The following is a 12,158-nucleotide window of genomic DNA, read 5'->3' as shown; positions in this document are numbered from 1 at the left end:
CGATTACAACAGGGTCATGTCATAATTAAGATGAAAAAAACATGTCAACTTTTGACATCTTGATTATATAAAGTAACATGTCTTGTAGATTTGTGAAAATAGGCTCATCTCGTCTCACGTAACTTAAACGTGATGTATGTATGATAAGCAGAATTGTGAATTTAAAACACATTAACGTTATGACCGTTTAAAATACTTAGGGGTAGTCAAGTGGTGGAAGAACAAGTGAGTGTAAAGTGTAAAGTCATGGTAATTGATGACTCGAAGACCATTCGTCGTACAGCAGAAAGCTTACTGCAACGTGAAGGCTATGAAGTATTTACAGCAATTGATGGTTTTGAAGCGTTGTCAAAAATTCCTGATTTAAAGCCTGATATTATTTTTATTGATATTATGATGCCACGTTTAGATGGTTATCAAACTTGTGCATTGTTAAAAAATAATGCAGATTATCAAAATATTCCAATCATTATGCTATCAAGTAAAGATGGTTTATTTGACCGTGCAAAAGGTCAAATGGTTGGTGCAGACGAATATTTAACGAAGCCTTTTGGTAAAAGCGAGTTATTACAAGCTATATCAAAGCATGTGGAATCGCTTTAAGGATCATTGAATGAAGCGTATCTTGGTTGTTGATGACTCACCAGCGGAGCTTTTTCGCTTAAAAGAGATCTTGAACAAACATGATTTTGATGTGATTGAAGCATTCAGTGGTGCTGATGGTGTGACATTGGCTGAAGAAAAAAAGCCAGATCTAATTATTATTGATTTGGTTATGCCAGGCATGAATGGCTTTCAAGTGACACGGCAAATTTCTTGTTCACTACAAACCCAACATATTCCAATTATTATTGTGAGTACGAAAGACCAAGACATTAATCATTCTTGGGGTAAACAGCAAGGTGCAAAGCACTATTTAGTAAAGCCAATTAATGAAACAAAATTAATTGAAATTATTGATCAGTATCTCTCGTAACACGCATTTTACTCTAAATGATGATATCAACCATTTTGCGCATTTAATCTCAATGTCAGTATTAATGCGGCACATCATGCTATATAGATGTATTTAATATCTATACAGCATGATCACCATCCTCGACATTTGGTCTATTGCCAAATGGACTGATACCAACTAAGTCAGCAGTTGTACTAAAATCTCTTCATAAATTTCAGCAAGTGGCTCTAAGTCATTCACATTAACATGTTCATTCACTTGATGAATGGTTGCATTTAATACACCAAGTTCAATCACTTGTGCACCTGTAGGTGCAATAAAGCGTCCATCAGATGTACCACCACTGGTTGAAAGCTCAGTTGCATAACCACAGACCTTTTGAATGGCTGTTTGTGTGGCTTGGACTAAATCACCAATAGGTGTAATGAAAGGCTGACCTGATAAATTCCATTCAATATGATGATCAAGCTTGTGGTGGTCAAGTATCGCAACAACGCGTTGTTTTAATTCATCAGCAGTAACTTCGGTCGAAAAGCGAAAATTACAGGTAATTTCAAGCGTATCAGGAATAACATTGGTTGCACCTGTGCCTGAATGAATATTAGATACTTGAAATGATGTTGCTGGGAAATATTCGTTGCCTTGATCCCATACACTTTCACACAACTCATTTAACGCTTTACTGGCAAGGTGAATAGGATTTTTTGCCAAGTGAGGGTATGCCACATGACCTTGCTTCCCTTGAATGGTAATTTTTGCGTTTAGCGAGCCACGACGACCGTTTTTGACAATATCACCTAAGCGATGTGTGCTAGAGGGTTCACCAACCAAACACCATGTGATTTTTTCTTGACGCTGTTCTAGCGTTTCGATCACTTTCACAGTGCCATTGACAGCAGGACCTTCTTCATCTGATGTGATTAAATATGCAATTGAACCATGATGATTAGGATGTTTAGCAACAAAACGTTCAGTTGCAACCACCATTGCTGCAAGTGCAGTTTTCATATCTGCACTACCACGACCATATAGCTTGCCATCACGGATTTCAGGGGCAAATGGCTGTGATGTCCATGCATCTAAATGACCTGTTGGCACAACATCAGTATGACCTGCAAAACAAAATACAGGACCTTGTGTTCCTTTACGCGCCCATAAGTTATCAACATCACCAAATTGCATGGCTTCAATCTCAAAGCCAATTTGTGCAAGACGCTGTGAAATAATATCTTGGCAGCTATGGTCATTGGGAGTGATTGAGGGTTGCTTTAGAAGTTCAAGGCTTAAATCTAATGTATTTGAAGAGGTCATGAGTCTATGTAAAAGAAAAGAGTATGCCGATTATAGGAAAAATAATTATTTATAGGCAATGATCAAACGTCTAAAAACAAAAAAGTCTTACCAAATGGGTAAGACTTTTTTGTTTTTTTTACTTATATATTAAAGTTTTGACTGTGTTTTAGTCGCTGTATTTGTTACAGCGTTACCTGCACTTGATACGTCTTTCCCAATTCCGCTAAAAGTATTACAACCTGATAAAACCACTGCTGTTACAATTGAAGCGAGTAGAACTTTTTTCATAATTATCTCCTGTTAATTTATTTTACGTTCTAAAATAAGAGTAAAGAATCTGCCTTGAAAAAAGTAGTTACTTTTACTTAATATATGTAATTAAATGTATCTATTGTATTGAATTTGAATAAACAAATAATTTTGAAAATTCAGGGGATTATCTCGGTAATGAGTTTTTAAAAAACGGTGGTTTTGTATAAATTGTTGGCCATGGTGTATGGCGAAACATGTAAAAAAAACCATGCTCAAAATCTGTATATAAACCGTCATTCCACCAATAATTTGCTGTTTGTGGTGTGGTGTCGGCATTGGGCGTAAACCACTCTTGCCGAGATAATTTATATAATCCATCGATCGGTTGTTGTCCCCAAAAGCCATAGCGCCGTGCAGGATTAAACCATTCTGGAAGTGGATTATTCAATTGAGTATGGTGTGGTAAATAAAGTTGTCCTTTAAAGACAGCATATTTCTTATCAATATGAAAGCCAAGGGCTTCAGAGAACTGAAATTGTTTTTGAGTAAAATGGGAAAGTTTACGTTGTAATGTGTCTTGACGGTTTAAGCCATACCACTCATTTAAATAAAAGGCTTGCTCAGCCAAATAAAACTTGATCGCGACTTCCCAATGTTCAACTTGCTGGGTTTGCGTGTTAAGAACCAAAAAATCAAGTTCTCCAATCGTTTGTTGCGCTTTAATTTGCTGAATACTGTGACCAAGCAATTGAAAGGAATGATAGTCGTCATCCAACAACCAAAACCAAATAAACATTTCAAATCTTAAGCCAAGTCGTGTACTTTTAAGTTGCTCGAGAAATGAGAGTAGTGGGGTTGGATCTTGATCAAGCGAAGCTAAACGCGCAGTATAAAGACCGTATTGTGTTTCCCAAAATGCGTTGTCATGTAAATTAAAACTGAATTTAATCTCCAAGTCATTGGGAACATGCTTAATGATATTAGGGCTGGCTAAACAAAACGCAAGTTGGCGAACACAAGCATGTTTATACATCAACCAAGGTTCAAATAAATCAGACATCTTGAGGTTACAACTCCACGAAAGTGGTGAAAGTTATTTATACTGTCAAACGACATACATGCTATCAGGTATTATCATGAAAACACTGTTTTGGCGATTTCTCGTCATTATATTTATTACATTGGGTGTGATTGGTGCGATTTTACCTGGTATGCCAACAACTGTATTTTTAATTTTAGCTGCATGGGCGGCATCTAAAGGTTGGCCACAAATGGATGCGTGGTTGCTTAATCATCCTAAATATGGGCCGACTCTAAAAAATTGGCGAGAAAATGGTACAGTGCCACGAAAAGCCAAATGGTTAGCATCAGGCATGATGCTGGTCAGTGGTATTATTATGATTTTTACCAATGCACCTATTTGGGTGAAAATATTTACCAACACGACCATGCTGATCGTATCAATTTGGTTGTGGTTACGCCCTGAGTCAAAAAAAGAAAAACTAGAGGGACATTAATGCAATATAAGCTAGAAGATGCAGACATTCTGATTGATTTAGCCAATCAAACGCTTTTTTTACCCAAGCTGCAATACCGATTTAATATCTCATCTGCACTCAATGGCATTGGTGAAACAGAAAACAGTGGAAAAACCCCACGCGGTTGGCATTGTATCGAACATAAAATTGGTGCTAATGCAGCAATGAATGCTGTTTTCGTTGCGCGAGAAGCCACAGGTGAAATTTATAATGCAGAACTTGCTCAGCAATATCCTGAAAGAGATTGGATTCTAAGTCGAATTATGTGGTTAAAAGGGCTCGAGCAAGGTGTGAATGCAGGCGACGGGCATGACACGTTTAATCGATATATTTATATTCATGGTACGCCTGATGTCAATCCAATGGCTGTACCTTTATCACATGGATGTATTCGAATGCATAACCACGATGTAATTCAATTATTTGATTTAATCGATGAAAAAGCTTTGGTTTATATCTCTGAACATGCACTTAAAGTGCAATTTTAGCAATTAAGTTGAAGAAATTAATTACTTTTTAATCGTTTGACGCAAAAAACAAAGAAACACCCATAAAAGCGTTTGACAGAAGTGATAGATTCTCTATAATGCACCTCACAAACGATAAAGACGTTTAAAGGGCGCTTAGCTCAGTTGGTAGAGCGTCTGCCTTACAAGCAGAATGTCGGCGGTTCGATCCCGTCAGCGCCCACCACTTTTTACGTTTATCTTAGATGCAGCGGTAGTTCAGTTGGTTAGAATATCGGCCTGTCACGCCGAGGGTCGCGGGTTCGAGTCCCGTCCGCTGCGCCATTTAAGATGTATTGTTTGTTTAAGTATTTAAAGAGCAGCGGTAGTTCAGTTGGTTAGAATATCGGCCTGTCACGCCGAGGGTCGCGGGTTCGAGTCCCGTCCGCTGCGCCATTTAAACACTTAATCTTAAATCATTTTTTTGATTTAAGGGCGCTTAGCTCAGTTGGTAGAGCGTCTGCCTTACAAGCAGAATGTCGGCGGTTCGATCCCGTCAGCGCCCACCACTTTATAGAAGTCGTAAGTTGCTTTTATAACGATGCAGCGGTAGTTCAGTTGGTTAGAATATCGGCCTGTCACGCCGAGGGTCGCGGGTTCGAGTCCCGTCCGCTGCGCCATTTTAAGACTTAATCCTAAATCATTTTTGATTTAAGGGCGCTTAGCTCAGTTGGTAGAGCGTCTGCCTTACAAGCAGAATGTCGGCGGTTCGATCCCGTCAGCGCCCACCATATAAAATATATTCACCACAATCTTTGAGATATGTGGTTTTTTTGTGCCTGTATATTTCATATCTATTTAATTTATTTATATAGGCTATAGCGTTTCACTGTACTTGATAAGGCGCAAATGAATTTAACTCATGCTGCATGTCTTGTTCAATACTTAAAAGGCTTTAACAAAACAGAGCGAGTCAAAAAAACGCCAAGCATGGCTCGGCGTTTTTGGATTTATGACTGACTTAATAGACATCACGTCTATAGCGTGCATCATCTAGCAGTTGATCAACAGTTTCTTCACCTAAAATTTGACGTAAAACTTGGTCTACATCGCTTGCCATTCCCTGAATACTACCGCAAACATAAATCACAGCACCACGTTCAATGATCCAAGATTTGACTTGTTCAGCATGTGCAAGCAGTTGATGCTGTACATATTGACATGCTTGACCATCTCTTGAGAAAGTGGCATCTAATTGTGTGAGATGACCTTCTGAATGCCATTGTTCAAGTTGGGCTTGATAGAAGAAATCTTTGTCGTGTTGGCGCTCACCAAAAATTAACCAATTGTCCGCATAATGCAGCTGATGACGCTGTTGCAATAGGCTCATTAGCCCTGCAATGCCTGTACCATTACCAATTAAGAGCAGTGGGCGGTTATCATCAATGAGATGGAATGATTCATTATAGCGGATACGTAAAGCAACCTCTTGTCCAACTTGTGCATGTTGGCATAACCAACCTGAACCCAAGCCAACTTCACCTTGTTCATCCTGAGCTAATCGAATGACCAATTGTAAATAGCCTTGAGCTGGAATGCTTGCAATTGAATATTCACGAGATGGCAAGACATTTAAAGCACTTAGACTGTCTTTACTGTGGATGGGCTGATTTTCTGTAAGATTTTTATCTTGTAAAAAGGCAAGATCTTCAGCATCAAATTGGTATGTATGTTGAGCTTGAAACTGTGCAATTCTCTCATTGCTATTCATCGGCTGAATTTCTGCAATATCACCTGCTTGCCATGTCACATCACTTTGAGTCGTCAATTCTATATGAAATGCAGGTTGTCCTAAGCTATTTGGATTTAACACGCTACGCTGGCTTAACGTCCAACGATCATATGTTTTTTCAACATCCATTGACTGTAACTCAGTATTTAAAACTTGAGATAAGGCTTGAGTCCATGCGTGAATTGCATCGTGATTGGCATTGTCAACCTCAATGGTTTGAAAGAGGGGAACAGCATGACATTGTTGTAGCCAATCATTGACTTGATGACCAAAGCTACAGTAACTGTCTGGGTATTCTTTAGATCCCAAAGCCAATACTGCATATTTTGCATGTGCCAATGATAATTCATTACTCATGATATGTTTAACAAAGCGAACAGCAAGGTCAGGTGCATCACCTGTACCATAAGTACTGACAACAAATAAGATATTTTCATGCTGTGTTAAATCTTCAGCTGTAACCTGCTGAATTGGTTTTACATGCGTCATTTGATTTGATTGCTGTAAACTTGATGCTGTCCGCCAAGCAATTTGTTCGGATACACCGGTTTGTGATGCATAAACAATTAGCCATGGCGGTGTATCTGATGCTGCTGTCACAAGTGGCGCATTGAGTTGTTGTTTTGCCAATCGGGTTTGTTTCTTTTGCTTTCTACGTTTCAAGTACAGCATGATGCCTGTAATAAAAAATAATGGCATGGTTAATGAGGCTAACAATGCTGCAATTTGATAAATCGGACCAAAGAAACTACCGCGATGCACAGGCAGCATGCTGGTCATGATTTTTTCATTTAATTTTCTATCAGAATACAGTTTTAAATCTTCAATTGTTTGGCTTTGATAATTGTAGTTGGCACTGTTTCTTGCGCGTTCATGTTGAGGTTCGGCATCGACAAAGCTGAGCTCAATTTTTCCATCTTTGGCTTTTGGTACATTTAAAGTAATACTTGAGTAGCCATTTTTATATTGCTGATTAAAGCCTTGCCATGTTTGATTAAATGCAGCTTGGATGTCAGTTGATGACATTTTATCTTTGTGTTTTCTGTCGCCACCGTTATGCTGACCTTGCTGACCTTGCTGACCTTGCTGACCTTGCTGACCTTGCTGACCTTGCTGACCTTGCTGACCTTGCTGACCTTGCTGACCTTGCTGACCTTGCTGACCTTGCTGACCTTGCTGACCTTGCTGACCTTGCATTGGCTGAGGCTGAGGTTTTTCAACTTGCATGATTTTAAACATGCCATCACGCCACCAATCATATGACCAATACAGACCTGTTATTGCGAAAAGCAAATAAAAAACAACAACCCATGTCCCAACAACAGCATGCAAGTCCCAAATGAAGTTGCGACCTTTGAGTTTAGGTTTTACCAAAAGCCATTGTTTAATTGAATGTCGTTTAGGCCAACGTAAATAAAGTCCACTCAAGACAAAATAAATCAACATTAATGCACAGGCACCGGTGATTTGTTTCCCGATTGGGCCAACCGTTAAATTTCGATGCAATTGCTGAATAAACTGAAAGAAGTCACGACCCTGAATCTCTGGCAAGATACTCGCATCATAAGGGTTGACCATCACATTTAGGCCACGACGTTCACCTTCTTTTTTGATGTTAATCATTGATGATGCATCAGGTGCTTGGAAGATGGTTACACTATTGATTTGAATGTTAGGATCTTTGGTTGTGAGCGTTTGATATAGCTGATCAGGTGTGAGCTTTGGTTGTTGTCGTATTTCTACTGTATAGCTGTCTTGGTTAATCCATTTTAAGATTTGTTGATCATAAGAATAGATTGCACCTGTTACCCCCATGAGGGACAAAATGAGCCCTGCAGTAATCCCGAGAAACCAATGTATTTGAAACAAAGTCTTTTTAAACATGATAGATATTGACCAAAGGCGGCTAGAACAGAAAATATGGCCACATTATAGCTAATAATCATTTTTAAACGCTATTACTTTACAAACAATATTTATTATCATTCAAGTTTTTAGGTTCAAAAAAACCCCTAATCTATAGGGGTTTTAAAGTGGTTAAATTTTCTTGGCTTCACCAACCGATTGTTTTAAATGCTTTCGAATAGTTGAGAAGGCAAAATTTCGGCTGTCCATACGTTTAGGTAAAATATAAGCACCTTGCTGATCTTTTACTTTAAAGTTGATGAGTAAAAACTCTGGTGTGTCATACCATTCATACATGTCTTTCCAACCAATGGAACCCACACCTTCTTGTGTACCCATTTTTTGACGCATGACTAAACCTGTTGGTTGAACCCCTAAGCGAATGCCTTGAATATTTTGAGCAGGGAACTCGTTCATTTTACGTTTGACATACCACTCCAAACCAAATTTGCGAACAAGTAAATAAATTGCGACGGCAATTAAAGCAACCCAACAGAAAATGGTTGAATAATTTTTAATAAGAACAATGCCAAGGATCGACAAAATAGCAATTGCTGCCATGATGCCCCAAGCCTTCATGCTGATTTTGTTGGTGCTACGCCAAATAGTGAGCTGTGCTTGGCGTTGCTCTGCTTCTGACACTTCATAACTTACAGGCTGTAAAGTGTACGCATATACATTTTTATTGGTCATAATGGATCATTGTCATCGATAACTTGAGAATTTTAACATCAAATCTAAATTTGACGTGAGCATATTACAGCAAATTACATGCTTTTAAAAAGGCTGATATGCATTTGTATCATCTTGATCATAGCTTAAATTCTGTTTTAAGGTTCTCAGCTGACTGACAATACTAAACATCAAAGACAGTTGCTGTAGAATTAAAACACTTGCATGGTTATCCGTTTGGTTTTGATTGATTTTCTCACGCATATCTTGCAATACATTTTTAACTGTAAGGTCAGGCATTTCATCATGAATGAGAACACCTTTAATATCTTCCATGGCTTGATATAACAGTTGAATAATGCTTTGGTCATCAATTTTTTCACGATGGGCACCCAAGGCCGCAATATAGCTCAAAAATGTATGATTTAAGCACAGTAAATCAAAGGCGAGGCTTTTCTTTTGTGCATCATAATCAGGCTCTGTAGCAAGGGTGGAAATGACTGATGCCAACTCTGCATCACTGTTATGCGCTGCGCGTCGAATGACCCGATAAGGCAAGTCATTATTTTTACCTGAAACATATTGTTTGATAATTTCGTTTAAATAATCACATTGCGAAGAAAAGGCTTTACGAATATTTCGAGGTAGGCGTCTAAATTTCCAATCAGGGAAAATAAACATCATACCAAGCCATGCAAAGAAACAGCCAATGATGGTATCAACAATTCGAGGTAGAGCAGCACTATAGCCTAAGCCGCCATCTAAATTGAAGTTGATTAATGCCAATAATGTGACAAATGCAGTTGCTTGAGCATATTGTTGGCTGCGTAACTCTAAAAACAGTACGCCACTAATCACTAGTACAATAAGTTGACCTTCAACCGAAGGAATCAGATAAAACACACATAGCCCAACGCAGACCCCAATAATTGTGCCAATAATACGGAGTTTTAAACGCCGTTTGGTGGCATTGAAATTTGGTTGAGTCACGAAAAGGGCAGTTAAAATGACCCAATAACCATGACTCATTTGCATGGTTTGAATAAATAAGTAAGAGACAAATAGGACAATAGATACCCGAATCGCATGTCTAAATAATACAGACTCCGGTGTGAAATGCTGAATGAAGCGTGACTTAATATCTGAGAAGCCTTTTAAGTCATCATCTGTCAGTAAGTTCTCTTGTTTTAGGTCTTCAAAATTCAGTGCTTGTTCTGTTTCTAAGTTTCTTAATTGGCTATCAATTGACTTTAAATTTTTATACAAAGAGTGAAATGCACGAATCCAAATTGGGTCATCGGGATATTGCATATGCAGCTGTTTTAATGACAAGTTGAGGTTGTCAAAAGCAGATTGAAAACGACTGTTATGTTGGTAAGGCGTATGGTGACGAATACTTTTACTCAGGCTTTTACATGCTTCACCTTGCATGAATAGAATTTTTTGAAAACGAAAAACAATGTCGCTATGTTTAAAATGTGCAGCAATAATTTGGTAATCAATATGAGATGAATCTGCACGTTCATGAATATCTTGGGCAACGAAATAATATTGTAAGCTGCGACGTGTACCCTTACGACCGCGGTCACCTTTGAGCCGTGTTAAAAGCGCAACTTTCATCTCATTGAACAGTTGTACCAATTGGCTGTTTTCTTTAGACAGAGCAATCCAACTTTGTCGATAGCTCTGTGCATTCATGTCTACATCAAATAAATTAGATTTGGCATGTAAAAAGCCGGCAAGTGATGTATATGTACGCGCTAATTTTTCTTCGACAGGGCGGGTTGGAAAAATCACAGATGACAGTGTAGACAAGACACCATACCAAATTGCACCTGTGACCAATAACACGGGTTGCATGTACCATTGTTCAAATAAATGGACACTCAGCATACTGTAAACAGACACCACCAAACAGCCATAAGCAATGGTGGCATAACGCCGTCCTAAAGAGCCTAGTAAAATCCAACCGACACAGGCAAACAGTAAACTAATTGCAAATAGAACAGGGTAAGGGAATAAAAAACGAATCGAGCATGCCGCAATAAAAAAACCAATATAGGTGTAACATTGGTTCATAATTCGCGCAGAAAAACGGTCGTCAATGTCACTTAAGCCCGCAGCAACAACACCTAAGGTCAATGGAATCGTTGCCAATTGAAAATTGAGAAAATAAGGAACAAACGCGGTACCAAGAAATGCAATCGCGATTCTTAGGTTATACATTAATGACGAGTTATAGGTCATTTGATGAATATGCTGTAGCCCAAATTTCAATGCGGTATCCCTACTCAACGAAATGGATGAAGTCGAATCTAACTGCTTCACTAAGACTTTAGTATAACGACTTATTTTAAATATTTAACAGTCATCTAGCTATATTATTGCAAAATTTATAAGTTCACCATACGGTATTAAATTATTATTTCGCTAAGAAATGTGCAAAATCTTCTACAGCTTCACGTGGCGTTTCTAATTGGTTTACTTGCGCTTTAGGATCAGCATATCCGAGCGCCATTCCGCAAACCAACTCTTCATCTTCATCTGCACCAAGCAATGGTAAAATAATAGAATGAAAATGATTCCATGCAGCTTGTGGGCAGGTGTCTAAACCACGCGCTTTGGCTGCCAACATGATATTTTGCATGAACATGGCAATATCCATTTTTGCCCCAACCCCCATGCTTTGATCAACAGTAAAAAACAAGCCGACTGGTGCATCAAAAAACTTAAAGTTTCTGAGTTGTTGCGCAGCCATTTTGTCTTTTTCACCACGTTGTATATCCAATAGTCCATATAGTGCCCACCCATTTTGACGGCGTCGATCAATATAAGGTGACTTCCATGTTTGAGGGTAATAAGCAAAGGTTTCTTGATGGTCGGCAGAAAGTGAAGGGTGTGTGTTGATGTCTTTTTGTGCATCACAGACTTGCTGCACAATATCTTGTCTTTTTTGTTCTGTTACAACATAAACTTTCCAAGGTTGGGTATTGGTCCCTGAAGGTGCACGCGCTGCAACAGCTAAAATTTCTTTGATCATATTTACATGAACAGGTTGATCTAAAAAAGCACGAACTGAATGGCGTGATTGTATAACTTGATCAATGGCATGAGTTGAAGAAGATGTCGTCATAAATACGTCTCAACATAGATGTGATGTTCTATCTGATAGTAAAACAAACTGATTAAAAATAAAGGGGCAATTGGTATAGGCTGTAATTTTTGGCAGCTTTATAGTCGCTATTTTGGTTTAAGCCTGCATCATCATTTGAATGGGTTACATCCATCTCATGCTAAAAACA

General features: G+C 38.6%; 11 protein-coding genes and 6 tRNA genes. 10 read left to right on the top strand and 7 right to left on the bottom strand.

Annotated features, from left to right (window positions below; translation table 11 throughout):
• Nucleotides 1-246: 246 nt before the first annotated feature.
• On the top strand, nt 247-603 hold the full coding sequence (gene pilG / locus CFY84_RS05670; RefSeq protein WP_088823406.1) for a twitching motility response regulator PilG: 357 nt from the start codon (nt 247-249) through the stop codon (nt 601-603).
• A 10-nt stretch (nt 604-613) separates the two neighbouring features.
• Entirely contained in the window at nt 614-976 is a 363-nt protein-coding gene (locus CFY84_RS05665; RefSeq protein WP_088823185.1) for a response regulator, read from the top strand.
• Nucleotides 977-1,135: 159 nt separating this feature from the next.
• Here the strand turns inward: CFY84_RS05665 and dapE are convergent, their stop codons facing one another.
• From dapE to CFY84_RS05650, 3 genes are all read right to left on the bottom strand, one after another.
• The gene (gene dapE / locus CFY84_RS05660; RefSeq protein ID WP_088823184.1) at nt 1,136-2,269 is read right to left on the bottom strand and encodes a succinyl-diaminopimelate desuccinylase; all 1,134 of its coding nucleotides are present in this window, start codon (nt 2,267-2,269) and stop codon (nt 1,136-1,138) included.
• 129 nt (nt 2,270-2,398) lie between these two features.
• Nucleotides 2,399-2,539, bottom strand: coding sequence for an entericidin A/B family lipoprotein (locus CFY84_RS05655; protein ID WP_088823183.1), 141 nt, complete (start codon nt 2,537-2,539; stop codon nt 2,399-2,401).
• Nucleotides 2,540-2,687: 148 nt separating this feature from the next.
• On the bottom strand, nt 2,688-3,563 hold the full coding sequence (locus tag CFY84_RS05650; RefSeq protein ID WP_088823182.1) for a DUF1853 family protein: 876 nt from the start codon (nt 3,561-3,563) through the stop codon (nt 2,688-2,690).
• A gap of 76 nt (nt 3,564-3,639) precedes the next feature.
• Here CFY84_RS05650 and CFY84_RS05645 point away from each other — a divergent pair, with 76 nt between their 5' ends.
• The 8 genes from CFY84_RS05645 to CFY84_RS05610 all read left to right on the top strand — a co-directional run bounded on the left by CFY84_RS05645 (nt 3,640) and on the right by CFY84_RS05610 (nt 5,278).
• Nucleotides 3,640-4,020, top strand: a complete 381-nt coding sequence (locus CFY84_RS05645) for a YbaN family protein (protein WP_088823181.1) — start codon at nt 3,640-3,642, stop codon at nt 4,018-4,020.
• A complete protein-coding gene (elsL, locus tag CFY84_RS05640) occupies nt 4,020-4,529 on the top strand; it encodes a cell wall-recycling L,D-carboxypeptidase ElsL (protein WP_088823180.1) in 510 nt (169 codons plus the stop codon). The genes CFY84_RS05645 and elsL overlap by 1 nt, the downstream gene beginning before the upstream one ends.
• Nucleotides 4,530-4,658: 129 nt before the next feature.
• A tRNA-Val gene (locus tag CFY84_RS05635) sits at nt 4,659-4,734 on the top strand.
• A gap of 21 nt (nt 4,735-4,755) precedes the next feature.
• Nucleotides 4,756-4,832, top strand: a tRNA-Asp gene (locus CFY84_RS05630).
• A 34-nt stretch (nt 4,833-4,866) separates the two neighbouring features.
• A tRNA-Asp gene (locus CFY84_RS05625) sits at nt 4,867-4,943 on the top strand.
• A 37-nt stretch (nt 4,944-4,980) separates the two neighbouring features.
• Nucleotides 4,981-5,056 (top strand) — tRNA-Val (locus CFY84_RS05620).
• A gap of 34 nt (nt 5,057-5,090) precedes the next feature.
• Nucleotides 5,091-5,167, top strand: a tRNA-Asp gene (locus CFY84_RS05615).
• A gap of 35 nt (nt 5,168-5,202) precedes the next feature.
• Nucleotides 5,203-5,278, top strand: a tRNA-Val gene (locus tag CFY84_RS05610).
• Nucleotides 5,279-5,508: 230 nt separating this feature from the next.
• On the opposite strand, the gene CFY84_RS05605 is transcribed toward CFY84_RS05610, so the two are convergent.
• The 4 genes from CFY84_RS05605 to CFY84_RS05590 form a co-directional block, all read right to left on the bottom strand.
• On the bottom strand, nt 5,509-8,163 hold the full coding sequence (locus CFY84_RS05605; protein WP_088823179.1) for a PepSY domain-containing protein: 2,655 nt from the start codon (nt 8,161-8,163) through the stop codon (nt 5,509-5,511).
• Between the two features lie 153 nt (nt 8,164-8,316).
• On the bottom strand, nt 8,317-8,877 hold the full coding sequence (locus tag CFY84_RS05600; protein ID WP_088823178.1) for a YcxB family protein: 561 nt from the start codon (nt 8,875-8,877) through the stop codon (nt 8,317-8,319).
• An 84-nt stretch (nt 8,878-8,961) separates the two neighbouring features.
• Nucleotides 8,962-11,133 carry a YccS family putative transporter gene (gene yccS / locus CFY84_RS05595; protein WP_407640189.1) on the bottom strand — a complete coding sequence of 724 codons (2,172 nt, stop codon included), beginning with the start codon at nt 11,131-11,133 and terminating at the stop codon, nt 8,962-8,964.
• A 145-nt stretch (nt 11,134-11,278) separates the two neighbouring features.
• Nucleotides 11,279-11,989 (bottom strand): nitroreductase, encoded by a 711-nt coding sequence (locus CFY84_RS05590; RefSeq protein WP_088823177.1) that lies wholly within the window; start codon nt 11,987-11,989, stop codon nt 11,279-11,281.
• Nucleotides 11,990-12,158 lie beyond the last annotated feature (169 nt).

Source organism: Acinetobacter apis, from assembly GCF_900197575.1.
GTDB classification, from domain to species: domain Bacteria; phylum Pseudomonadota; class Gammaproteobacteria; order Pseudomonadales; family Moraxellaceae; genus Acinetobacter; species Acinetobacter apis.
This window is presented reverse-complemented; position numbering and strand designations above follow the sequence as displayed.